This window comes from Collimonas sp. NPDC087041 (assembly GCF_044745265.1).
In the GTDB taxonomy this organism is placed as follows: Bacteria; Pseudomonadota; Gammaproteobacteria; order Burkholderiales; family Burkholderiaceae_D; genus Collimonas.
This window is the reverse complement of sequence record NZ_JBIUZX010000007.1, coordinates 81872-106172: the sequence shown is the minus strand read 5'-3', so window position 1 is coordinate 106172 and position 24301 is coordinate 81872. Positions and strand designations below refer to the sequence as shown.

The window sequence follows — 24301 nt, the reverse complement described above, 5'->3', positions numbered from 1 at the left end:
CACGTCTTTCGATCATCACACTTGTAGTCTGCTTTTGCGGACTTGAGTACGGCAATTGAGTGCTACTCCAGAATGAAGAAGGGCTGGCGAACAGATGGTTCGCCAGCCCTTGTTTCTACTTGAACCAGCGCGGCTTATTTGTAGCCGGCGCGATCCAGCAACTGCTGCACTTTTAGCTGATTGCGGCCAACCGCCGAGACATCGATCACTTCAGCCTTGAACGGGCCCAGCGCATCCAGCGCCGGATTGCCAGTCTTTACGCCCTTGACCGCCGGGGTTTCATTGTTGCCTTCGGCGAAATAGCGCTGGGCATCGTCGCTCGACAGATATTCCAGGAACTTGACCGCAGCTTCGCGATGCGGCGCATGCTTGGCCACGCCGGCGCCGGCGATATTCACGTGGGTGCCGGTGGTGTTCTGGTTAGGCCAGATCACCGCGACTTTTTTCATCACTTCGATATCTTCCGGCTTGCTTGATTTCATCAGGCGCGCCACATAGTAGGAATTCGAAATCGCCACGCCGCATTCGCCGGAAGCGACTGCCTTGATCTGGTCGGTATCGCCGCCGACCGGTTGCCGCGCCTGGTTGGCGACATAGCCCTTGAGCAGCGCTTCGGTCTTGGCTTCGCCATGATGCTCCAGCAAGGAGCCGAACAGCGAGACGTTGTACGGATGCGAACCGGAGCGAGTGCACAGCTTGCCCTTGTTCTTCGGATCGGCCAGGGCTTCGTAGGTTTCAACGTCTTGCGGCTGGACGTTCTGCTTGTTGTAGACGATCACGCGGGCGCGTGTCGAAAAGCCAAACCATTGCGAGCCTTTGCCGTCATCCTTGCCGCGCAGGTTGGCCGGGATGCGTTGCTCGAGGATGGCCGATTTGACCGGCTGGAACAGGCCGTCATTCTCGGCGCGCCACAAGCGTGCGGCGTCAACCAGCAAGATCACATCGGCCGGGCTGGCTGCACCCTCGCTCTTGAGGCGGGCAATGGTGCCGGCATCGTCGCCATCGACACGGTTGACCTTGATGCCGGTGGCCTTGGTGAAGTTGCTGTACAGCGCCTCGTCGGTTGGATAGTGACGTGCCGAATACAGGTTCAGGATCTGGTCCTGGGCGACTGCAACGGTGGTTCCGACAGCCAGGACAGCGGTGGCGATGATGGAGCGCAAAAGCATGGACATTCCTCTTTTGGTGATTGAAGTGATAATTTTGTTGCTTGTAACAAATTGTTACATTTTGAGATTGCCAAATATAACACAAATGAGAATCGTTACTGTTTGTGATGATTTCATGACATATCGGGCGTCGCCGTTGCCTGTCATCGCGATCGGTTAATATGGTTGTTCCTCCATACACAAGATGGGCGTCAAATGAGCAATAAAACCACTTCCAAGTCACAACCGCGCACGACCAGCAAAGCCGAGTCCACAACACCGCGTGTGGCGCTGGTGCTGCAGGGCGGCGGTGCGCTGGGGGCTTACCAGGCCGGGGTTTACCATGCGATGCATGAGAATGGCCTGACTCCGGATTGGGTAGTGGGAACCTCGATTGGCGCCATCAATGCCGCGATCATTGCCGGTAACGAACGCGATCTGCGCCTGTCGCGCCTGAAGGAGTTCTGGGAGCAGGTCGGCCACGGCGACCTGATGGATTTGAGCCAGGTCCCCGATAGCGTGCGCCAGTTCAACACCTGGTGGACCACCACCGATGTCACTACCCGCGGCGTGCCGGGATTTTTCTCGCCGCGCGGGCTCAACCCGTTTCTGCTAGGTATGCCGGTGGAGGCCGAACAAGCCAGTTTCTACGACACCACGCCGTTGGCCGAAACGCTGGGGCGCCTGGTCGATTTCAAGTACCTGAACTCCCCGGGCGGCATGCGCCTGACCGTCAGCGCGATGCGCGTCGCCTGTGGCAGCCTGGTCAATTTCGATTCCCAGGAGCGGACCATCGGCGTCGAACACATCATGGCCAGCGGCGCCTTGCCGCCCGGCTTTGCGCCGGTGCGCATCGACGGCGACCTGTATTGGGATGGCGGCCTGTATTCGAATACGCCGTTGGAAGTAGTGCTGGACGACGAATCCAAGACCGATGTCGATGGCAACACGTTGTGCGTGATGGTGGATTTGTGGAGCGCCAACGGTCCTGAGCCGCTGACCCTGGACCAGATCACCAACCGCCAGAAAGACGTGACGTTCGCCTCGCGTTCGGAACGTCACATCGAGAATTACTTGCGCATGTATCAATTGCGCAAGGCTGCACAGGCGCTCTACGACAAGCTGCCGCCGGCGCTGCGGAAGAAGTCGGACCTCAAGGATTTCGAGGGTTTGTCCGACAACAGCACGATTCATATCGTGCGCTTGCGCTACAGCGGCCACGATTGGAACATGCCATCCAAGGACATCAATTTCTCCCGCGGCTCGGTGGAATGGCGCTGGGAACAAGGCTATTCGGATGCGATGCAGGCCGCTGAGCGGATCCGCGCCAACGGCGAAACTTTCGGCAGTTCCGATGCCGGCCTGGTGGTGCATGAACTGGTCATGCCGCCGGTGACCTGATGCGGATGCCGGTATTTCGTTTTGCATTATTGTTGCCGCTGCTGTTCGGTGCGGCGACGTTCGCCAATGCGCAGTCGTCCGGTGAGCAGGGACTGGATAGCCGACAATGCGCGGCTGTCAGGGAACGCGTGCTCCAGCCCGGCGCGCCGGTCAATTGCCAGCAGTTACAAGTGGTGCGTTTCCCGTATGTCGACTTCGACGGCAAGCGCCACGAGGATGGCGAAATCATGGTGATGGCGGCAGTCGCGCCGCAAGTGAAGGCGATCTTCGAGGAGCTGTTCAAGCGGCGATTCCCGCTTGCGCAGGCCCGTTTGATGGAGCATTATCAAGGCAATGACGATGCGTCGATGGCGGACAATAACACCTCCGCCTTTAACGACCGGCCGATCACTGGCGGCAAGGCAATATCCTTGCACGCATACGGTTTGGCGATCGATATTAATCCTTTGCAAAATCCGTATGTGCAGCGCGATGCGCAAGGCCGGCTGGAATACAGCCCGCCAGCCGGACAGGCGTTTGCGCAGCGCACAGCGGAGCGCCAGGGCGGCAGTGAACAAGTGGTGGAACTATTTGCCCAGCATGGCTTTCTGATCTGGGGTGGCGACTGGAAAAAGCCGATCGATTACCAGCATTTCCAGGTCAGCCGCAAGCTGGCCGAGCGCATGGCGAAGTTGCCGGTGGCCGAGGCGCGCCGGGTCTTTGAAGACTCGATCGTTGCCTATCGTTCTTGCCGCAATGCCCACGGTAGCCAGCTGAAAACCCGCAAGGCTTGCGCTACGGCGGCGGGCTGACAACAACGTGCGGGAAAGTTTTCCGGGGCTGTGAATAGGATGTGCGCCCTGTATTTTGTGACTATGTAATATGCTTTGCCGCAGTTGGATACAACCTTGCAAGAGTTGATTTGTTCACACAGGAGAAGACCATGTTTTCGTTTCATGAACAGTTCGCAGCAGCCACCAAAGCGCATTTCGAAGCCCAGTTGGCCCTACTCAATACCTTGACCACCAAGACTTTCGAAGGCGTGGAAAAGGTCATCGAACTCAATCTGAGCGCCGCCAAAGCTTCGCTCGAAGAATCCGGCGGCGCCGCCAAGCAACTGCTGAGCGCCAAGGACCCGCAGGAATTCCTCAACATCTCCGCGGCGCAGGCAAAACCTGGCGCCGACAAGGCCGCCGCCTACGGTCGTCACCTGGCCGGCATCGCTTCCGGCACCCAGGCGGAATTGACGCGTGCGGCAGAAGCGCAAGTCGCCGAGACTACGCGCCGCATCAACGCGTTGATCGAGGAAGTCAGCAAGAACGCGCCGGCCGGTTCGGAAAATGCGATTGCGATCCTGAAAACGGTGATCAGCAACGCCAATGCCGGTTACGAACAACTGACCAAAAATACCAAGCAGGCAGTGGAGACGCTGGAAGCCAACTTGAGCAATGCTACTGCCCAGCTGACCCAGGCGGCGACGCCACGCAGCAAGAAATAAGCGAAAAAATGTACGTTAGCGCGCTAGTAAGCGCTAACATTGAAGGATATTGAAAAGGCCGCATCAGCGGCCTTTTTTTATCATATCGGCAAGTCGCGATCCCATTCCGGCGACTCGCCGAATTGCTGCGCCAGGAAATCGACGAAAGTGCGTACCTTGGCGGACAGGTGCTGCCGGCTTGGGTAGACCGCATGCACTGCCAACTGATCGCTACGGTAGTCGGTCAGCAATGGCTGCAGTTTTCCGGCACGGATGGCGTCGCCGATGATGAAGGTCGGCTGGCGGATGATGCCCATGCCGGCCAGCGCCGCCGCCAGCAGCAGGTCGCCATTATTGCAATGCAAGCCGCCGCCGATGCGTACCGTATGCACCTTGCCGTCGCGTTGCAGGCGCCATTCATTGTCGGGCTGGGTGTAGGCATAGGTCAGGCAGGCATGCCGCGCCAGGTCGTCCGGATGCTGCGGCACGCCATGCTGTTCCAGGTAGGCCGGGGCAGCGCAGGTGAGGACATGTACCGGCGCCAGTTTGCGCATCACCAGGCTGGAGTTTTGCAGCTTGCCGATGCGGATCGCCAGGTCGAAGCCTTCCTCGACCAGGTCGACAACCCGGTCCGACAGCGTCACGTCCAGCTCGACATTCGGATAACGCTGCGCATACAACGGCAGCAGCCGGCCCAGATGATTGACCGAAAACGATACCGGCGCATTGATGCGCAACACGCCGCTCGGATTGGCCGCGTGCATGCCGGCCGCCAGCGTGGCCTGTTCCAGGTCGGCCAGCAACTGGCGGCACCGTTCCAGATAGGCGCTGCCGGTATCGGTCAGGCTCAGGCGCCGGGTGCTGCGATTGAGCAGGCGCGCGCCGAGATAGGTTTCCAGATCGGCAATATGCCGCGTCACCGACGGATTCGACAAGTCCAGGATGCGCGCAGCGCCCGACAGACTGCCAACCTCGGCCACTTTGACAAACACTTTCATCGCTTCAAACAGGTTCATCGGCGACCCTTATTGTTTTGGAATTCGGAAATAACATTTCAAGAAAATCGTATTTTTCTTTCAATTGGAAGAATATATAGTGAAAACCGATCCATGAACAAATCATCGAGTTATTGCCCGCAAAACGCGCATGGCTCCGGCTTTTAACCAATATCAAGAAGAGAACATCATGACTACGACAAAAACCATCGACACCGGCGCTTATGCCGCCACCCTGCTGCGCCTGACCTTGGGCATTGCGCTGCTGGCACACGCCTATTTGAAAGTGTTTATCTTCACGCTGCCAGGCGCCGCTGCATTTTTTGTCAGCCAAGGCTTTCCAGGCTGGTCGGTGTACCCTGTGGTGGCGGTTGAAGTGCTGACTGGTATTGCGCTGCTGCTGGGATTGCAGGCGAGGATTGCCGCTGTCATTTCGCTGCCGGTGCTGCTCGGTGCTTTGTCGGTGCATGCTCCGAACGGCTGGGTATTTACCAGCCCGAACGGCGGCTGGGAATATCCGGCATTCATGGTAGTGACCGCGATTGCCATCGCCCTGCTGGGTAACGGCGCGTTTGCGTTGAGCAAGGCAAAATAAGCACATTGCAGGAATTTTTTAGAAAGAGATCAAGATGAGCACAAGCGCCACCCGCATGCCGGCGATTTTCTTCGGTCACGGCAGCCCGATGAATGCATTGGAAGACAACCGCTATACCGCCGCCTGGGAACAACTTGGCGCCAGCGTGGCGCTGCGGCAGCCGAAAGCGATCCTGTCGATTTCCGCGCATTGGTACACCCGCGGCATCGGTGTGACGGCCATGCCGCAGCCGAAAACCATCCACGATTTCGGCGGCTTCCCGCAAGCCTTGTTCGACGTGCGCTATCCGGCGCCCGGCGATCCAGCGCTGGCTGCGCAGGTGCGTGATTTGCTGGCGCCGCTCGATGTGACGATGGATCAATCCTGGGGCTTGGATCACGGCACCTGGTCGGTGCTGGTCAAGGCTTTTCCGAAGGCCGATGTGCCGGTGATCCAGCTGAGCATCGATGCCACGCAGCCGGCGCAGTTTCATTTCGACCTGGGTCGCAAACTGGCGGTGCTGCGCGAGCAGGGCGTGCTGATCATTGGCAGCGGCGATGTGGTGCACAACCTGCGCCTGATGACGCGCGGCGGCCCCGCCGCGGCGCACGATTGGGCGCTGCGTTTCAACGACCACATCCGCGAGTCATTGCTGAAGGGCGATCTGCAGGCGGTGATTGATTACGCCGACCAGGGCCGCGATGCGCAATTGTCGGTGCCGACCCCGGAGCATTATCTGCCGCTGTTGTACATTGCCGGCGCCAAGCAGGATGACGAGGCGATTTCGATTGCGGTGGACGGCATCGATATCGGCTCGATCAGCATGCTGACTGCGGTGGTGGGGACGGCCTGATCTGTTTGATTTGTTTGAGTGGCTCTAGTCGATAAGAATGAACAGCGCTTATCGACATCCAGGATTATTCCTTGCCCTTGACCGGCTTGGGATAATCCTTCATCACATCGATCGGCTGGGCATACGCCGAGTCCCAGGTTTGCTGGTGTAGCTCGGCAATCCGCTTTGCCATCTTCTCGTTGCGCAGCACGATTTCCAGGTTGCGCGAATTATCCAGATAACCCCCGCTCCAGTTGCTGGTGCCGATCCAGGCCACCTGGCCGTCGATTTCCATGGTCTTGCTGTGGATCACCCGCGCAAATGGAATGAAGCCGCTGCTCGCCTGCGGCAGCGTCACAATCCGGATCTCCATGCCGGGCAACAGCGCCAGGCTCTTCAAATAATCAATCGCCGGTTTCTCGGTATTCCAGTTCGACACCATCAGCTTGACCTTGACGCCACGCGCCAATGCGCTGCGGATCGCATCGTCGATCACCGCGTAATAAGGACGCGTGTGATTGGGGCCGTAGCTGAGCGGCGCGTAGTCGAGCAGCTGGATCCGTACTTCGGATTTGGCGGCAGCCAGCAGTTTCGGCAGCTCGGTTTCGGAGTCGCCAACGCCGGGCGGATTGAAGGCGTTCGGGCTGGCCACCAGGAATGTCGCTTGCTGGTCGTTGGCGGCTACTGTGGTTTGATTGAGGCGTGGCACCGGCTGGCCTTGTGCGATCAATTCCTGGGCATGCCAGTCATGCTCGAAAATATTTTGTACCTGGGCGACCACGACCGGATCGGTGATGCGCAAACCGGTTTCGTGGATGTGGGCGAACGAGCGCCAGTCGAAATTCTGGCTGCCGACATACGCAGCGCTGCCGTCGACCACCATGTATTTGGCATGGATGATGCCATTGCCGGTCAGCTTGGAGTAATCGAGATAGCGGAATTCCAGATTGGGAATTTTCTTCAGGCGTTCGATGGTCGGCATATCGGAGGCGAACTTGCCTTTTTCTTCCATCAGGAAGCGGATCTTGACGCCGCGCGCGCCGGCGGCGGCCAGCCGCTCGATCACGCGCTCGAACGCTGCGCCGGGCTGGCTGGCGACATAAAACTGACCGAGCACGATATCGTGCTTGGCGCTGTCGAACATTTCGCTCCAGACCTGCAGCGGTTCACGCAGATCGGGCGTGGCCAGCGCGGTTTCAACTGGCACTGTATGCACCAGTTCATAGCCGGGGATGCCGAACTCGGCATGGGCGGCAGTGCCATAGCCAAGCAGGATGGCAATCGAGACGATCAGTTTACGCATTGGGTAATCCGGGAAAATTAAATTATTGAGAGTTTTATAATTCACGACATAGCCATAGAAAACGGGCAGAGTCATCTGGGGTCAGAGTTTTTTTTCGCGGCCTCTTGCGAAAATTACTCTGACCCCACATGACGGATTCGGAGAAAGACAGAGCGCATTCATGGTGTTGTTTTCAAAGGATGAAGCATGTACTCCGTAGCCCGCTAAGTGGGGTCAGAGTGAAGTTTCTGCAAAAAGCACGCAGAAAGTTCACTCTGACCCCAGTTAGCTGCGCTTGTTAAGCGCGATGAAAACCAGACCACGGTTTTGTCGCTTTTTTAGAAATTCTCATTAGTGAACGCGCACGATGCGACCGGCTGTTTGGGCGCTGCCGGCCGGATGGCCATCGTGCTCGCTGGCGATCAGGTAATGGCTCAATGCATCGAGGTCGTTGATGCCGGTGTCGACGCGATCTGCGCCTTGGGTCAGCAAACTGAAACCGTCGCCGCCCTGTGAGATGAAGCTGTTGACGCTGACGCGGTATTGGCCGCGCGGATCCAAGGCGACGCCGTTCAGCTTGATGCTGCCGGGCAGCACGCGCTGTCCGAGCGGTTTGGCGGCGTCCCAGCGATAGCTCAAGCCGTGTGAAACCTGCAGCATGACGCGGCCGCCTTGGCGATCCTGGTCGAGCCAGCTTTGTTGTTCCAGCAAGGCCTGGATCTGGCTGCCGGTGAGCGTCAGCAGGATCAGCGTATTGCCATACGGCGTTGTCGCCGCCACCTGCGCGTAATTGGTGCCGGCGGCGCCGCTTTCCAGGCTTTCGCGGATACTCTTGTGATTGGTCATGGCGATTTGCGCACCGAGCTTGCGCGTGGCCGCCAGCTGCGAATCGGCCAGCACGTCGCCGAGCGGCGATTCGCCGGCTTCGTTGATATGGTTATCGATGCGCGGCACTGCGATGCGCGCAATCGGCTGCGCCAGCACTACGTCGCTGCGCGCCTTGAGTTTTTGCAGGAACGCCGACAGCGCCGGATCGGGAGTGAAGCGTTGCGTATCCATCAGCACGTTGTGTGCGTGGATCGCGGTAATTTTTCCAGGCAGGTCGGCAACGCGTGGGTCGATGGTCAGGCTGATGCGGGTCAGCATGTGGCCGAACGATTCGCCTTGCGTGACGGTGCGGCCGTCGACCTGGCATGTGTAGCCCTGGTGGCTGTGGGCGCTGATCACCAGCTTGATGGCTGGATCGAGGTGTTTGACGATGTCGACGATCGGGCCTTGCAATTGGCTGCAGGCCACCTTGTCGAACGGTTCCTTGGTTTCGCCGCCCTGATGGATCAGGACCACGATGGCGCTGACGCCTTGCGCCTTGATCTCGGGCACCCAACGGTTGATGGCCTCGGCCTCGTCGATGAAATGGACGTTGGCGATACCGTCGGCGGAGACCATTTTTTCAGTCTCGCGCACGACACTGCCGATGAATGCGATCTTGACGCCACGCACTTGCTCGATGCGATAGGGCGGCAGCATCGGCCGGCCGCTGGCATTGTCGATCACGTTGGCGGCGAGGTAGGAAAATTTCGCGCCAGGATAATGGGCTTCGAACTGGCAAGCCTTGTCGGGGCGAGTGGAGTTACAGCCGCCGTTTTGATAGCGCAGCAACTCTGCGCTGCCCTGGTCGAATTCATGGTTGCCGACGGAGCTGACGCGCAGGCCGAGCTGGCCGAGGGCGGAGATGGTTGGTTCGTCGGCCCAGATCGAGGAGAGTGCAGGGCTGGCGCCGATCAGGTCGCCGGCGCCGACCAGCAGCAGTTGTGGATCTTCAGCGCGCCAGGCATTGAGGGCGCCGCCGATGGTGTCGATGCCGCCGACCTTGAGCTTGCGCGGCGTGGCGCCGACAGCGTCGGCAACGCTGGCAAAGCTCTTTGTTTCGGCTTCGAGGTGGCCGTGCAGGTCATTGATGGCGACCAGGTTGATCTCTACCGGCGCACTGGCCGGGGCGTTTGGCAAGCTGCTGCAAGCACCCAGCAACGTCGCTGCCACGCAGCACAATAACTTGGTACGGCCAATAGATATTGCGCGCATGGAGTTCAACCAATCCTCAAATAAAATGTCATCAGGCCAGATGCAATTTGCCGGCTTCTGCCGCAATTGCCGCTTTGTTGCCGTTGTCAGCCAAGCGGCCGACGCAGGCGCGCAACATCAAGACTTTCAGGTGATCGTTGATGCGCTCGATCCGCTCCTGGAACATGTTGAAGAAGAACATGCCGACCACCGCAATGCCGATCCCCAACGCAGTCGCATACAGCGCGGTGCCGATACCTTGCGATACCTGGCCTGGATCGGATACACCCGATACCGCCAATGCCTTGAAGGTATCGATAATACCCAAAATCGTGCCAAGCAGGCCAAGCAGTGGCGCCGCGGTGACGATGGTATCGAGGATCCACAGGCGGTGCTGCACTTCGCCACGGTTGGCGATGTAAACGGATTCACTGAAATCTTCGAGATCCTTCTCGCTGGTCAGTTGATGCTTTTCTGCCAGGATGTCGGACACCAGCGTCAGCGGCAAGCTGCCGCGCGCCGTCAATTCGGCCGGCAGTTCCTGCACGTGCTGGACCGCATGGGTCATGGCTTTTTCCAGCCCGATGGCCTGGCGCAGCGTGTAATTGAAGAATAGACCGCGTTCCACAATCACGAATAGCGCCAGGGCGGCACAGGCGTACATCAGGTAGAAAGCGAGCTCGTGGAATAATTGCATGTTCATGGTGGCCTCTCTGCGCACGAATGCACTTGTCGGGACCTCGTAAAACCTGCTGCACGCTGCCATCTTGACATTGCAGCGTTCGCTACGGTTTTGGAGATCCCTTGTGTTAATGGCGGTAGACCGAAGTCCACCGCCGGGGTTGCTACAACTTGATTAGAAATCCGCGATCAGCGACACGCTGAAGGTACGCGGTGGGCTGACATAGAACGACGGCGCCGATGCCGCGATGCTGCCGATTGCCACGGAGTTCGTGGTGAACTGGCTGCCGCTGCCGGAGCTCAGGCTCAGGAACTGCTTGTCAAAAATGTTGTTGACGTTGAATTTGATCGTCGGCTTTTTCAACCAGGTCGACGACGGGAAGGTATACCCTGCGCCGGCGTTGAATACGGTGTAACCGCCGATGCTGTCGTCGTTGACCAGCGTGGTATAGCGCTTGCCGGTGTATTTGGCTTGGCCGAATACGTACCAGCTGTCTTGCGCATACTGCAGGCTCATGCCGCTCAGCCAGTTTGGCGTATCAGGAAATTCCTTGCCGGCGGTTGGCAATGTCGCAGTCGCCGAGTACTGCATATTGCTGTCCATTTTGCTCTTGATGTAAGAGAGCGAACCGTACAGGCTCAGGTTCTTGGTGATCGAGTAACCGGATTCCAGTTCCAGGCCCTTGGAGGTTGAATCGCCGACGTTGTAATCGGTATTGCTGTTGGTGTCCTGGTTGTACGAAGTGGCGATGCGGTTCTTGAAGTTGATATAGAACAGCGAGCCGGAGAACGTCCATTTGTCAGCAGCGTAACGGTAGCCGAGGTCGTAGTTCCACGAGGTTTCCTTGTCGACCGGTACAGGACGAACGGTGCCGCCGGTGTATACGCCGTTGACGATGGTGCCGCCGGAGATCAGGTTGAAATACGAGAAATTGCCTGGCGCCTTGAAGTTCTTGGCCGCATTGAAGAACACCGATTGCACCTGGTCCAGCTGATAGCGTGCGCCGAAGCTAGGCAGCAGGTCGGAATACGATTTCTGCAAGGTGTAGAAGCCTGGCGAGCTTTGGCTCGGATTGTTGGTGAAGTCGCGGTCGATGCTCGAATAGCGCGCGCCAACCTGCAGGTTCAGTTTGTCTTGCAGCAGGCTGATGCTGTCTTGCGCAAACGCCGATTTGCCGGTGCTGATGGTCATCGTGTCGCGATACTGCACGTAGGAGCCGTTCTGGTTTTTCAACCATGCGCTTGGATTATTGAGCCAGACATCGGAAGCGTCGCCGTTGTTGTCGATCGCCGTGTATGGACCGGTTTGCTGATGACGTGCGCGCTCATACCAGTAGCCGACCATCAGCTTGTGGTTGTCGATCTGTTGGTTGTACTTGATCGTCACACCTGGACGATAGGTGCGGGTGCGGCTGCCTTCATAAGCAAACACGGTGTCCTTGGTGTCGCCGTCGCCGTTGGCATCACGCACGCCGCCGCCCAACAGGTTGCCGGCATTGCCTTCAGTGACAGTCTGCAACTGGTTGCCGCCGGTGCCGAAGCCGTACCACATGTAGGGGCTGACATCGATACTCGATGTCGGCGCCAGCTGGAAGTGGGCATTCATGGTGCCGAGCCAGTTCTTGAACGGATTCAGGTTGTAGCCGTAGTACAGATTCTTGGCGCCGGTGTTGATGCCGGCATTCGGGCCGTAAGTCGAATCGTTTTGCGCGCCTGGTCCGCCTGGTTGATGCACCGGAGCGACAGTGCCGAAATCCAGGTTCGGGCCGTACTGGGCGATCTGCGCCTTGGTCAGCGAACGGTAGTTGTTGTTGATGGCGGAGTTGTACATGAAGCCGGTGTCGACATAGCTGCCGCCGCCGAGGTCAAATTTGCTGTTGAAGTCGACGTGTTCCTTGTCGGCACGGCCTTCGCCCTTGAACTTGTCAGCCTGGGTTTTCGAGTAGGACAGGAAGAACTTGAAGCGGTCGTTGAAAATCTTGCCCGAATCGAAGCGCACATAGCCCTTTTGCAGGCTGTTGGAACCGAATGTGTATTCGGTGCGGAAGCGTTGCTGGTCTTCCGGTGTGCACATGGTCATGCCGATATTGCCGCCGGAGGCGCCGACGTGCGGCGCTTCAGTGTCGGTCGAACCTTGCGTGACGAAGATGTCGCACAGGTTTTCGGCATCGGTGTATTCCTGTGGATAGACGGCGAAGCTGCCGGAATCGTTGACTGGTGCGCCGTTGATGGTGAAGCCCAATTGATCGCTATTGAAACCGCGCACACGCACGTTGCCGCCGAACAGGCCGGTGCCGTCCTGGTCGTAGGAGTTCACGCCCGGCAGCAGGTTGATCATCTGGTATGGATTGCTGGTGGTGCTTTGCTTGTCCATGTAATCGCGATTGACCGAGCTGCGCGCTTTCGGCGTTTCTTCCTGCTGGATCAGTCCGGTGCTTTGACCGCCGTTGGCATCGCCCTGCACGGTGACCTTGCCGACTTCAGTGGTGTCGGCAGCATAGGCCAGCGGACTGGCGGCGATGAATAACCCGGAGATCAGCAGTGACAGCCGGGTGACTTTGAATTGCATGGCATTACTCCCTGTACGTTTTCGGTGTTGTAAGTGATTAAAAAGTGCGTGTTTCAAAAATCATCCCGCCCCCGGGACGAACTCCAACTCGGCGCTGAATCGGTGTGTCGCTTCTCCGGTCCAGCTGGATTCGGGAAAAGCGGGAAAAGCAGCTCTGTTGATGGTTTTGCGGGCCGCGTCGTCAAGCAGCATGGAGTTCGATGACTCGTCGATGCCTTGCTCAACCAGCGTGCCGTCGCGCTTCAGGACAAACCAGACCTTGACCTTGCCTTGCGGCTTTTGCTGGCTGGCTTCGCGCCCTGTCGGATAGCGCTTGATGCTGTTCAGGTGTGCACGTAATTTGGCGACATAACCGGACTCGATGCTGGCGTTGCTCGGCTTGACGGGCGGCGCTTCCGGTGCCGGCGTCGGTACTGCGGCGACGGCTTTTGGCGGCGCCGGGGTCGGCACTGGCGCTGGAGCCGGAGCAGCCATTTCAGCGCTCGGCAGAGTGCTGACCGGCGCCGGGCTGACTGTCGGTTGCGGCACTGGCTGAGGGCGCACCGGTTGTATCACCGGAACCGGTTTCACAATCTGCGGCGGTGTTGGCGTAGGCGGTGTCGGCGTCACAGGTGTTACCACGGGCGGCACCGGTGGCTCTGGTTCCGTCAACGCAATCTGCACTGTGGAATCGTCCGTGTGCGCCTGGATCTTCACGGCCTTCTGGACGCCGGCAAGGATCAGGATGGCGAGTATGAGTAGCGACGGCAGCGTTGCCACCGCATCTCGGAATCGATAAAAAAACGGCATGGTCGTCATGTCTGGGCTTACGGCTTGCGGGTAGCGATGGAGATCGACTCGAAGCCGTTCTGCTTCAGGTTGTCCATGACTTCCACCAGGCGCTGCACCTCGACACCGCGGTCGCTATTGACGATCACGTTGAGTTTCTCGCCGTCCTTCTTGGCTTGATTCAGGCGCGTCGTCAGCTCACCGATTTTGGTGTCGACACCATCGACCTGCAGTGCATCGTTCAAGCCGATCGTGATGACGGCCTTGTTTTGCGGTTTCAAATCCTGCGAGCTGCTGGCGCTCGGCAAATGGGTTTTCAGGCCGAGTGCGGGAATCACGTTGAGACTGATCAATACAAAAAACACCAGCAGGAACATCATCACGTCGATCATCGGAATAATTTCGACGCGGGCTTTCCGCTTTTTTGGTTCGTCCCAACTACGCATTGCCGCACTCCAGTTGAATATTTGCAGAGATAGCGATCTGTTTGATCGCTATAATTTCTATAACTGTGCGGCAGGATAACGACGAAATATTTCGTCAGTATTACAATCGGTTTCAATTACGGCGCATGTGGTCGCAGCACCACGCGCATGCGTCGCGCAACGCATCGGCGTGCTTGCGCGTTATTGCCGTGCGAACGATTGCAAATGATTAACGGCGGGGCAGTGGGAAGAAGGACAGGAGAATCTTGATCGCGTAGACCACGATCAGCGAACCGGTCAGGTCGCCGATCGACATCACGATCAGGCCCGACCAGAAATGATAGGAGATGCCGCGCATGACGAACCACATCAGCTGCAACAATGGATTGGTCAAGCCATACAACAGGATGCAGGCCAGCAGGCGAGTGGTTGTCAGATTGCTTAACGAGCGTTGCAGGCGCATCTCCTGCAGCGTGAAGCGATAAGCCAGATAGGGCGCCAGCGCCGAGATCACGCTATAGCCGACAGTGGTGACTGGATCGCCGGGAAATATGGCATAGATGCTGGAGGTCAGCAGCGAAGCGATGAGGATGCCGAGCACGCCGGATTCGGCAAACAGCAAGGTGCAAATAAGCCGTATGCCGGCCGGCAGATAGACCCAGGCGATTCCTTGTGTAAACTCGATTTGCTTGAACAGCCAGTCATTTGCCATGTAGACCAGCATGTAGACGACCACGGTGGTGCTGACCGTCATCAGGCTGAGGTGCAATTTCGCGGCAGGAGACGAAGTGGAGGACATGGCGCGCGTATATTACCGAAGTATCCGTATGCGCGCAGGAAAGATACTTGCGAATGTTGTTAAATGACGAGTATCATCGATACAAATTTAAGAGCGCTACCAGACTGTTCCACATTACAGAGTTGATAAAGTAGCCATGGACAAACATAATCGCCCCGCCGATATTTACGTGCGTTTTCTGCAACTGGCGAATGCCTTGCGCGGCTTGCCGTCGTTGCCATCGCTGGACCCGTTGGAAGACCGCATCCTGGCTTTCGTGGCGCGCGCCGGACAAGCCAAGGAACGCCTGTCCGTGCGCGACATGATGGCGCAAAGCGAACTCGGTTCGCCGGCCATGCTGCATGCGCGCCTGAAATCGATGCGCGAAAAAGGCTGGATCGTCCTCAGCGATACCGACGATACGCGCCGCAAGCAGATCGAGTTGAGCCAGGCCGCCTGGCTGCATTTCGACAAATTGTCGAAATGTCTGGTGCAGGCAACGCGCGACGCCAGCAAGTAGCCCGTTCATCGTAGATTGGATTTCTAAAAAAAATACGCCAGCTTGAACTGGCGTTTTTTTTTGCTGCAAACAATCGAAAAATCCAAATCCGATCGTTTAATTTTTCCCCAGTATGCTCAGCGCCACCGCTTCCGCCACCCGGATGCCGTCAATCGCCGCCGACATGATGCCGCCTGCATAGCCGGCGCCTTCGCCAGCCGGAAACAAGCCGGTAGTGTTCAGGCTTTGCAGATTGTCGTCGTGACGCTTGATGCGGATCGGTGACGAAGTGCGGGTTTCGACGCCGGTCAGCACCGCATCGGCCATCGCGAAGCCGCGGATTTGCTTGTCGAATGCCGGCAATGCTTCACGCATGGCCGTGATGGCATAGTCCGGCAGCGCGGTGCTGAGGTCGCCCAGATGCACGCCGGGTTTGTAGGATGGGATCACCGAACCGAGCGCGGTCGATGGACGGCCGGCGAGGAAGTCGCCGACCAGCTGGCCGGGAGCGTCGTAAGTGCCGCCGCCCAGTTCGAAGGCGCGCGATTCCCACTCGCGCTGGAAGGCGATGCCAGCCAGCGGATGGCCGGGATAGTCAGCCGGCGTGATGCCGACCACGATGCCGCTATTGGCATTACGTTCGTTGCGCGAATACTGGCTCATGCCGTTGGTGACGACGCGGCCCGGCTCCGATGTAGCGGCGACTACAGTACCGCCTGGGCACATGCAGAAACTGTAAACCGCACGGCCGTTTTCAGCATGATGCACCAGCTTGTAGTCAGCCGCGCCGAGGATCGGATTGCCGGCGCTGGGGCCGAAGCGGCAGCGGTCGATCAGCGATTGCGGATGCTCGATACGGAAGCCCAGCGAGAACGGTTTGGCTTCGATGTAGACGCCGCGGTCGTACAGCATCTGGAAGGTGTCGCGAGCGCTGTGGCCGATCGCCAGCACCACATGGTCGGTGACGATGGTCTCGCCGCTGGCCAGCACCACGGCCTGTACCTGGCCCTGGCCGTTTTCGGATTTGATGGTGATGTCTTCCACCTTTTGCTGGAAGCGGAATTCGCCGCCCAACGCTTCGATGGTGGCGCGCATCTGCTCGACCATCTTGACCAGCCGGAAAGTGCCGATGTGCGGCTTACTGACGTACATGATTTCTTCGGGCGCGTCGGCCTTGACGAATTCGGTCAGCACCTTGCGGCCGTAATGCTTGGGATCCTTGATCTGGGTCCACAGCTTGCCGTCGGAAAAAGTGCCGGCGCCGCCTTCGCCGAACTGGACGTTAGATTCTGGCTGCAACTCGCGCTTGCGCCACAGGCCCCAGGTGTCCTTGGTGCGTTCGCGCACTGCCTTGCCGCGTTCCAGGATGATCGGATTGAAGCCCATCTGCGCCAGGATCAGGCCGGCGAACAGGCCGCAAGGACCGGTGCCGATCACCACTGGGCGCGATTTCAACTGGCTCGGCGCTTGCGCCACGAAGTGGTAATTGGTATCCGGCGTCGGCATCACGGTGCGGTCGCGCGCCAGGCGCTTGAGCACTTCAGCTTCATCCTTCAACTCGACATCCACGGTGTAGGTCAGGATGACCGCGGATTTTTTGCGCGCATCGTAGCTACGGCGGAAAATCGTGTAACCAAGCATGGCTTCGGCGCCGATTCCCAGGCGTTCCAGGATCGCGCTGTGTAGCGCGTCTTCCGGGTGGTCGAGGGGGAGTTGTACTTCATTCAATCGCAACATGGGTATTCCGGGAAGTCAGGTGGGGTTTCGGGTCTGGCGTCGCGCTGCGGCAACTTTCCTGCGTTGCCCCACAATTATTTTGTAAAACGACAATGCCGTCCGGCAGAGCGCCATTTTACCTTAGGGGCGGCGCCGTGGCAGCCCTGCGGGCGATTCGGGAGGGCCTGGAGCCTGTATCTTTTGGAAACACAAAATTACAAGTAGCCGCATATTTATGACCTATATTTAATCGTCGCTCGAAGTTTTTAAATGAATCAGGAGGTAGTCGATGAAGATCAAATCCATTTTATGCGTCAGCTTGCTGACCTTGGGCGCTGGATTGATGGCGCCAATGAGCCCTGCGCAGGCGCAGGCCTATGTCAATGTCCAGATCGGCCAGCCGCCGCCGCCACGCTATGAAGTGGTGCCGCCGCCACGTCGCGGTTTTGTCTGGGCGCCGGGTTATTGGCGCTGGGACGGCCGTCGCCATGTGTGGATGACTGGTTCGTGGATCAGGGCGCGGCCGGGTTACCGCTATGTGCCGCCACGCTGGGAACGCGGTCCGCGCGGTGACTGGCAGTTCAGGCCGAATCAGTGGGCTCGCTAAGTCGTTTGCACTGATACAAAAGGCGCCTTCGGGCGCCTTTTTTCATGTAGCGTTACCCGGCGCGACGTTGCTTTTTGAGTAAAAACCGCGCCGGATCGAGTGCCGCCGCCAGTTCGCTTTCCAGCGGCAGCGGTTCGCCATCCAGCTGCGCCGCCAGTATTTCCGCTGCCAGCGGCGCCCAGATCAAGCCGCGCGAGGCGTAGCCGAGCAGGCTGTGGAGTCCGGGCAGGCGCGGCAAGTCATGCAATTTTGGCTCGCGCACAGGGCTTGCTGCATCGCCGTCCGGCAACGCTCCCACCAATGGCAAACGATCGCTCGCCACACAGCGAAAGCCGACCCGTCCGCGCAATGGCAAATTGTCATGACGCCAGTCCGGCAGCATCCTTGCCAGGCGCGTCAGATTATCGTCCTGGCTGGCTTGCCGCAGCGTCGGTTGATCATCTTCGTCGTACGACGCGCCGCTGCTGCAGATGCCACCGTGGGCTGGCGTCAGGTAGGCTTCGCCGCATAATACCGGGGCGATGGCGGGCACGCTGGCCGCGTCGAGATGGGTGATTTGGCCACGAATCGCCGTCAACGGCAGGTCTTGCGCCTGCCGAAAGCTCAATGCGCCGCAAGCGTTGGCCAGGATGACTACCGGCGCGCTGGCAATCTTCACGCCATGCGAATCGCGCAGCAGCCATTCGTCGTCGATGCGTTCAAGGCTGGCTGCGCGTTGTCCAAAATGGGATTGCAGCGCAGTGCCGCAATCGTCCAGCAAGGCTTGGCACAGGCTGCCCGGCTGCACCCAGCCGGCGGCGCGGAAGTGCCAGCCACCGGCGTTGACCCGACAACCCGCCGCGCGCGATGCGGCGGGTTGTTCGAGCCATTCGGCAAATTCGGCCGGATAGCGCCAGTGTGCGGCCAATTGGCGTTGTGCTTCGGCATGGGTGTCGTCGCGGGCAATCTGCAGGACGCCGCAGGCGGCGCCGCTGAACGCCTGGCCGATGCCGCCGAGGTTGCGCCACACCTGTTGCGCAAACAGGTAGGCGTTGCGGCTCAGACGTGAGCTAGGGTTGTCGTCGCGCGACAGCAGCGGCATGAAAATGCCGGCGCTGTTGCCCGATGCTTCCTGCGCCGGTGCTGCGTGGCTTTCCACCAGCGTGACGCGCCAGCCGCGTCGCGTCAGGCGTTGGCAGGCGGCGCTGCCGGCCAGCCCGGCGCCGATGACGATCGCATGGCGCTCGCTGTGCGGACGCGCGGCTGTCAGTGGTGTGCGTGCGGTGAAGCGCGGTGCAAACTCTGCATGCAGCATGCCATCGGCGCCAGGGGCGTCGTTGCCAAATGCGAAGCCGCTTTGTTCAAGTCTCTTGCGTCGTGCGTCGTCGGTAGTTGGAAGCGTGAGACTGGCATGTTTGCCGGCCAGTTTTCCCAGCGTGCCCAACGTCGACAGCGACCAGTCCTGCCAGCTATGCCCATGCAGATGGAAGGCATCAACGCTGGCGGTGATTTGCCGCAAACAGGCGGCGCTGTCGCCGCACATCAGCGTCAGCACTACTTGTTCGCGTTCCAGAAGCAAGCGGTGAAATCCAGGGAGTGCTGCGGGCCATGAGGCGCACAGTTCGGCCGACAGCGCTTGCCATGCCGGCTGCCGGCTGCAGGTTCGTTGCACATCTTCCATGGTTGCCATGTGCGGCGCCAACGCCAGGTAATGCAGCCGAGGCGGTCGTTGAGGATCATCGCGCCAAGCCTGCCAGGCAGCAAGAAAATGCGCGCCGTCGCCAAACTCGCTATCCAGCAATACAAAGCGCTGCCGCCCGCTCCAGAGGAAGCGGTGATCTGGCAGTGCTGTTGCGTTGTGGCTTGCAGGCATGGGGTGGCGGTGTGACAAGTGGATAAGACCGGATTATATGCAGTATCGACGCGCAATACTCATACGAGACATCGGCAAGAGCCGCGCCCAGTTGATCTATGTCAAAGCGCTTGCCGCCTGCGCAGGATACGCTTGACCTGGTCGATGTGGTTAGCGCAAGTCGCTGGCGCATCCAATTGCCGGAGCTTGTATATGCTGATTTCCAATGAATCGACGCCTGCCGTTGCGGCAGTTTCTTTCGATGCCTCCCTGCTGCGCAAGCTCAACCAGCTTGGACCGCGCTACACCTCCTATCCAACCGCAGACCGCTTTGCCGAAGCGTTCACGGCCGACGATTATCAGCAGGCAGTTGCGCATCGCCGCGACATGGGCGCGCGCCATGCGCTGTCGCTCTACCTGCACATCCCGTTCTGCAACACCATCTGCTATTACTGCGCCTGCAACAAAGTGGTCAGCAAAAATACCGCCAAGGCGGCTCTCTACCTGACTTACCTGCAACGCGAGATATCGATGCAAGCGGCCTTGTTCGAAGGGATGAATCAGGTCGAGCAGCTGCATTTCGGCGGCGGTACGCCGACGTTTCTGAGTGATGACCAGATGGATGGACTGATGGCGCACCTGCATCGCAACTTCGAGTTCGCAGCGGACGAGCAGGGCGAATATTCGATCGAGATCGATCCGCGCACGGTGACGCCGGCACGCATCGTTACTTTGCGGCGGCAAGGCTTCAACCGCATTAGCCTGGGTGTGCAGGATTTCGACCTGGCGGTACAGCAGGCGGTCAACCGCATCCAGCCTGAAGAAGATACGTTGCAGATAATCGATGCTGCGCGTTATGCAGGTTTTCGGTCAGTCAGCATCGACCTGATCTACGGCTTGCCGCGGCAGAATGTGATCTCGATGTCGCAAACGCTGAACAAGGTGATTGCGGCATCGCCGGATCGCATCGCGATCTACAACTACGCGCACATGCCGCACATTTTCAAGCCGCAACGGCGCATCAATGAGAGTGAGCTGCCGACTCCGGACGCCAAGATCGACATGCTGTTCCTGTGCATCAAGCGCCTGACCGATGCCGGTTATGTTTACATCGGCATGGATCACTTTGCCAAGCCGGATGACGAGCTGGCGATTGCGCAGCGGCAGGGTCGCCTGCATCGCAATTTCCAGGGATATTCGACGCACGCTGAAGCGGATCTGGTTGCCTGCGGCGTCTCCGCCATCAGCGCCGTAGGCGCCAGCTACAGCCAGAACGAGAAGACGCTGGAAGCGTATTACCAGCGTCTCGACCGGCACGAATTGCCGGTTGCGCGCGGCATCAAGTTGAGCATGGACGATTTACTGCGGCGCTTGATCATCCAGCATCTGATGTGCCACTTCGAACTGTCGCTGGCATCGATCGAGATCGCCCATCCGATCAAGTTTTCAGAATATTTCGCCAGCGAACTGGCGCAGCTGGAACTGCTCGCTGCGGATGGCTTGCTCAATCTGGACGATGGATGGATTACCGTCACCATGAAAGGGCGCCTGCTGATCCGCAATATCTGCATGGTGTTCGACCGCTATCTGGATCCAGGAAAATCGCCGTTGCGCTATTCGAAAACCATTTGATTCGAATTTGATTCGAGTTTGGATCAGTTACAGATTTCGCTGCCGGTCGCCACTATTTTGAGGGCCGCCAAATCGATCAACTCAATGTCGCGGTTGCTGACTTTCAGCATGCCGTCTTTCTTCAATTTGGACAGCATGCGACTGATACTTTCAATGGTCAGTCCGAGATAGTTGCCGATATCTTCGCGCGTCATGCGCAATTGAAAATTGGTCGCGGAATAGCCGCGCGCAGCATAGCGCGCCGACAGGTTCACCAGGAATGCTGCGAAGCGCTGTTCTGCGCGCATATTGCCGAGCAACAGGATGACGCCTTGCTCGCGCGTGATTTCCTTGCTCATGATGCGATGGAAATGGCGCAGCAGCGTCGGGATGTCGCTGAACAATTCTTCCAGGCGCGAGAAGGGAATTTCGCATACTTCACTATCTTCCAGCGCCACCGCATCGCATTGATGGGTGTCGGTACTGATGGCATCCATGCCCAACAGTTCGCCGCTCATCTGAAAGCCGGTGATCTGTTGCGCGCCATCGGGATTGGCCTGGTAAGTCTTGAACTGTCCCACCCGCACGGCATACAACGAGCTGAATTTGTCGCCGATTCGGTACAGGGTTTCGTCGCGCCGCACGCGACGACGGCCGATGATGTGGTCGAGACGTTGCATGTCGGCTTCTTCCAGCCCCATCGGCAGGCAAAGCTGGTGCATGCTGCACGAGGAGCAACTGTTGCGTAAGGCGGAGATGTCCAGTAGCGGTACGGGACGGTGTGACGGTTGATTCATTGCGCGGTCCGGTAGAAGGCGTGGCGTTGCACTTGCCACGACACGCCATTCTACCGCTACGCACCTGCGATTTGCCGCTATCCGGCCAAATCAGGCGACAATTGTGGCCGCGCTGGTTGGTATGCCGGCAAAGTCGGTCCAGCAGCGCCGGCGGAAATCGTAGAGTTTGCAACGGCGCGCCGTATCGAAATACCAGCGCCACGAGAATTTCTGGATCACGATGCGCAGCGGCAGCATGGTTTCAAGGATCTGCTGCGCTTCCTGCAAACGATACAGCGGGATGCTCATGTCGACGTGATGCGCGGTGTGTTCCATGATGTGATGCAGCAACGCGCCGATGCGATAGCGGAAGGTCAGGTGCACGGTGGTCGAGACAAACGGCTGCGCCGCTGCCCACACGGTTTTCTGGTCGTACCAGGCAACGCCGGTATGGGTATGGTGCACGTACACGACGAAGCCGATCATCGCGTTCCAGAACAGGAACGGCACCGCAAAACCAGCCAGCAAAGTCAGCCAGAGCGCTTGCCCGGTGGCCAGCGCGGCGGCGCTCAGCATGGCGATCCAGAGCAGCGCCGCCACGGTTACCAGCACGCCATCCCAGACGAATACCGGGCGCCGGGTCGGCATGGTGCGGCGGTTCGGAAAGTACATGCGCTGCCACCACATTTCGACCAGGTAGTACAACCACGGGGCCCAGCCGCTGCGATAGATGCGCTCCAGCCATTGACGCCAGCGCGGTAGCGCCTGGAACTCCTCCAGCGAGAGCGGATGCCAGACGAAGTCGAAACCTTTCAGGTTGGTGTAGCCGTGGTGCACCACGTTATGGCCGACATCCCACAAGCTGTACGGCGTCAGCGACGGCAGGAACACCAAGCGCCCGAGCCAGCGGTTGAGGCGCCGGTGCGGCGTGAAACTTTGATGGCAGGCATCGTGGCCGAGAATGAACAGGCGGCCGATGATGAAGCCGGCGACGCAGCCGAAAAATAATTTTGCTGCTGCATTCTGCAACCACACAGTGGCGCTGATCGCCAGCGCAAACAGGGCCAGGTCGAGCAGCACCAGGGCCAGTGCGCGGCCGGTGTCGCGTTGTGCGATAGGCAGCAGCCAGGAGCGGATCACCTTGCGATGCGGCATAGGTGCCGACGGCGGTACCGGATCGGGCAAGTGGGACGGAATCATGGACAAACCTTTGATAATGAAGAGATAGACGCCGGCCGATCTTAGGTGATTTGCCGGGTTCAAACGTTGACTTCGATCAAAGATTCGCCGGATAGCGGCGTAGATTGCTCCTAGTAAACCCGTTGCACCGTATAGCCGCGTTGCCGCAGCAGCGTCAGCACGCTGTTGGCGCCGACCAGGTGCAGCATGCCGATGGCGACGAAGGCGCCCGGCGCGGCGTTGGTCAGCTTGTCGATACCGTCCGCCAGGCCAGGATTCCTGCCATCGAGCAATGCACGCTGTACGAAGCGGCTGGTAAATGTGTCTTCGCTGGTCATCTCAGCCAGCATCGCCGCCAGGCCGTCGGTGTCGCCGTTGCGCCACAGGGTGACCAGTTGCAGCGAGCGCTGCGCCTTGACCGGGTCCTGGATTTCATCGACGCTGTCCTGCAGGAATTCAATTTGTTCGGCGTCCGACAGACTGCCCAGCAAGGACAGTTGCTGTTCCGGTGTTTCCAGCTCAACCAGGCGCTTGTTGTTGCTCTTGGCGAAATTCGCCAGCGTGGTGTCGACACCGTATTGCGGCAGATAGCCCTGGCTGGTGTATTCGCCGATGCCGAGCAGGGAAGCGAGCAGCCATGGCTTCAAGTTGGCGACAGAGGCCGGCGTCATGCCGTATTTTTCCAGCAAGGCGTCGAGATCCTTTTGCAATGCGGCCGGCAGGTCTTGCTGGTGCGACTTGCCGTCGGCATAGACGCCGTATTTGGCCATTAACGGCGCCAGCGCCTGCGTATTGTTCGGATCGATCTCCAGCGCGATGCTTGACGAATGTTGTAGGGCTTGCAAGACCTTGTCGTCGAACGGATAAAAATCGGCGCGGCCGACGTGGATGGTGCCGAACACATAGGCACTGTGGCCGTTGCGCTGGATCTTGAACAGGGCGCCGCCCTGGCGGCTGGTTGCCGTCGGTGGCTTGGCAGGTGCGGCAGTGTCGCTGGCGCCGGCCGGGCAGGTCGCGCTCAGCAAAGCGCCCAGGCCCAGCGGCAGCATCAGCCGCCCCAGCTGCCATCGCCGCAGCGGGCTGGACAGTCTGTTGAGTAATGCGGCGCTTAA

22 protein-coding genes are annotated in these 24301 nt (G+C 59.0%); 8 read left to right on the top strand and 14 right to left on the bottom strand.

Going from position 1 to position 24301, the window contains the following annotated elements; all coding sequences use genetic code 11:
• Window positions 1–134: 134 nt before the first annotated feature.
• A complete protein-coding gene (locus tag ACIPF8_RS14575) occupies window positions 135–1169 on the bottom strand; it encodes a Fe(3+) ABC transporter substrate-binding protein (RefSeq protein WP_400422079.1) in 1035 nt (344 codons plus the stop codon).
• A gap of 195 nt (window positions 1170–1364) precedes the next feature.
• On the opposite strand from ACIPF8_RS14575, the gene ACIPF8_RS14570 reads away from it, so the two are divergent.
• The 3 genes from ACIPF8_RS14570 to phaP all read left to right on the top strand — a co-directional run bounded on the left by ACIPF8_RS14570 (window position 1365) and on the right by phaP (window position 4026).
• Window positions 1365–2549, top strand: a complete 1185-nt coding sequence (locus ACIPF8_RS14570; RefSeq protein WP_400422076.1) for a patatin-like phospholipase family protein — start codon at window positions 1365–1367, stop codon at window positions 2547–2549.
• On the top strand, window positions 2549–3340 hold the full coding sequence (locus ACIPF8_RS14565; protein WP_400422073.1) for a M15 family metallopeptidase: 792 nt from the start codon (window positions 2549–2551) through the stop codon (window positions 3338–3340). The genes ACIPF8_RS14570 and ACIPF8_RS14565 overlap by 1 nt, the downstream gene beginning before the upstream one ends.
• A gap of 131 nt (window positions 3341–3471) precedes the next feature.
• Complete coding sequence (gene phaP, locus ACIPF8_RS14560; protein WP_400422071.1) at window positions 3472–4026, top strand: TIGR01841 family phasin; 555 nt, start codon at window positions 3472–3474, stop codon at window positions 4024–4026.
• An 80-nt stretch (window positions 4027–4106) separates the two neighbouring features.
• On the opposite strand, the gene ACIPF8_RS14555 is transcribed toward phaP, so the two are convergent.
• Window positions 4107–5021 carry a LysR family transcriptional regulator gene (locus ACIPF8_RS14555; protein WP_400422068.1) on the bottom strand — a complete coding sequence of 305 codons (915 nt, stop codon included), beginning with the start codon at window positions 5019–5021 and terminating at the stop codon, window positions 4107–4109.
• Window positions 5022–5190: 169 nt separating this feature from the next.
• On the opposite strand from ACIPF8_RS14555, the gene ACIPF8_RS14550 reads away from it, so the two are divergent.
• Window positions 5191–5595: a DoxX family protein gene (locus ACIPF8_RS14550; protein WP_400422066.1), complete on the top strand. Its 405-nt coding sequence runs from the start codon at window positions 5191–5193 to the stop codon at window positions 5593–5595.
• Between the two features lie 34 nt (window positions 5596–5629).
• Entirely contained in the window at window positions 5630–6427 is a 798-nt protein-coding gene (gene ygiD, locus ACIPF8_RS14545) for a 4,5-DOPA dioxygenase extradiol (protein WP_400422063.1), read from the top strand.
• Window positions 6428–6491: 64 nt separating this feature from the next.
• On the opposite strand, the gene ACIPF8_RS14540 is transcribed toward ygiD, so the two are convergent.
• From ACIPF8_RS14540 to ACIPF8_RS14510, 7 genes are all read right to left on the bottom strand, one after another.
• A complete protein-coding gene (locus ACIPF8_RS14540; RefSeq protein WP_400422061.1) occupies window positions 6492–7709 on the bottom strand; it encodes a phospholipase D-like domain-containing protein in 1218 nt (405 codons plus the stop codon).
• A 330-nt stretch (window positions 7710–8039) separates the two neighbouring features.
• A complete protein-coding gene (locus ACIPF8_RS14535) occupies window positions 8040–9770 on the bottom strand; it encodes a bifunctional metallophosphatase/5'-nucleotidase (RefSeq protein ID WP_400422059.1) in 1731 nt (576 codons plus the stop codon).
• 31 nt (window positions 9771–9801) lie between these two features.
• Window positions 9802–10452 carry a MotA/TolQ/ExbB proton channel family protein gene (locus ACIPF8_RS14530; RefSeq protein ID WP_400422058.1) on the bottom strand — a complete coding sequence of 217 codons (651 nt, stop codon included), beginning with the start codon at window positions 10450–10452 and terminating at the stop codon, window positions 9802–9804.
• A 153-nt stretch (window positions 10453–10605) separates the two neighbouring features.
• A complete protein-coding gene (locus ACIPF8_RS14525) occupies window positions 10606–12999 on the bottom strand; it encodes a TonB-dependent receptor (RefSeq protein ID WP_400422055.1) in 2394 nt (797 codons plus the stop codon).
• A gap of 60 nt (window positions 13000–13059) precedes the next feature.
• Window positions 13060–13758 carry a TonB family protein gene (locus tag ACIPF8_RS14520; RefSeq protein WP_400422052.1) on the bottom strand — a complete coding sequence of 233 codons (699 nt, stop codon included), beginning with the start codon at window positions 13756–13758 and terminating at the stop codon, window positions 13060–13062.
• 47 nt (window positions 13759–13805) lie between these two features.
• Window positions 13806–14213 carry an ExbD/TolR family protein gene (locus tag ACIPF8_RS14515; RefSeq protein ID WP_400422049.1) on the bottom strand — a complete coding sequence of 136 codons (408 nt, stop codon included), beginning with the start codon at window positions 14211–14213 and terminating at the stop codon, window positions 13806–13808.
• A gap of 208 nt (window positions 14214–14421) precedes the next feature.
• Entirely contained in the window at window positions 14422–14991 is a 570-nt protein-coding gene (locus ACIPF8_RS14510; RefSeq protein WP_400422046.1) for a hypothetical protein, read from the bottom strand.
• Window positions 14992–15127: 136 nt separating this feature from the next.
• Here ACIPF8_RS14510 and ACIPF8_RS14505 point away from each other — a divergent pair, with 136 nt between their 5' ends.
• On the top strand, window positions 15128–15490 hold the full coding sequence (locus ACIPF8_RS14505; RefSeq protein WP_061534747.1) for a hypothetical protein: 363 nt from the start codon (window positions 15128–15130) through the stop codon (window positions 15488–15490).
• A gap of 96 nt (window positions 15491–15586) precedes the next feature.
• Here ACIPF8_RS14505 and ACIPF8_RS14500 read toward each other — a convergent pair whose 3' ends face one another.
• A complete protein-coding gene (locus ACIPF8_RS14500) occupies window positions 15587–17206 on the bottom strand; it encodes an NAD(P)/FAD-dependent oxidoreductase (RefSeq protein WP_400422044.1) in 1620 nt (539 codons plus the stop codon).
• A 268-nt stretch (window positions 17207–17474) separates the two neighbouring features.
• On the opposite strand from ACIPF8_RS14500, the gene ACIPF8_RS14495 reads away from it, so the two are divergent.
• Window positions 17475–17792: a YXWGXW repeat-containing protein gene (locus tag ACIPF8_RS14495; protein ID WP_400422042.1), complete on the top strand. Its 318-nt coding sequence runs from the start codon at window positions 17475–17477 to the stop codon at window positions 17790–17792.
• A gap of 52 nt (window positions 17793–17844) precedes the next feature.
• On the opposite strand, the gene mnmC is transcribed toward ACIPF8_RS14495, so the two are convergent.
• Window positions 17845–19644 carry an FAD-dependent 5-carboxymethylaminomethyl-2-thiouridine(34) oxidoreductase MnmC gene (gene mnmC / locus ACIPF8_RS14490; protein WP_400422039.1) on the bottom strand — a complete coding sequence of 600 codons (1800 nt, stop codon included), beginning with the start codon at window positions 19642–19644 and terminating at the stop codon, window positions 17845–17847.
• A 192-nt stretch (window positions 19645–19836) separates the two neighbouring features.
• Between mnmC and hemN the strand changes: the two genes are divergently transcribed.
• Window positions 19837–21255, top strand: coding sequence for an oxygen-independent coproporphyrinogen III oxidase (hemN, locus tag ACIPF8_RS14485; RefSeq protein WP_400422037.1), 1419 nt, complete (start codon window positions 19837–19839; stop codon window positions 21253–21255).
• A 23-nt stretch (window positions 21256–21278) separates the two neighbouring features.
• Here hemN and fnr read toward each other — a convergent pair whose 3' ends face one another.
• The 3 genes from fnr to ACIPF8_RS14470 form a co-directional block, all read right to left on the bottom strand.
• Window positions 21279–22031: a fumarate/nitrate reduction transcriptional regulator Fnr gene (gene fnr, locus ACIPF8_RS14480; protein ID WP_400422034.1), complete on the bottom strand. Its 753-nt coding sequence runs from the start codon at window positions 22029–22031 to the stop codon at window positions 21279–21281.
• A gap of 90 nt (window positions 22032–22121) precedes the next feature.
• A complete protein-coding gene (locus tag ACIPF8_RS14475) occupies window positions 22122–23210 on the bottom strand; it encodes a fatty acid desaturase (protein ID WP_400422032.1) in 1089 nt (362 codons plus the stop codon).
• 110 nt (window positions 23211–23320) lie between these two features.
• Window positions 23321–24238 (bottom strand): TraB/GumN family protein, encoded by a 918-nt coding sequence (locus ACIPF8_RS14470; RefSeq protein ID WP_400422029.1) that lies wholly within the window; start codon window positions 24236–24238, stop codon window positions 23321–23323.
• Window positions 24239–24301 lie beyond the last annotated feature (63 nt).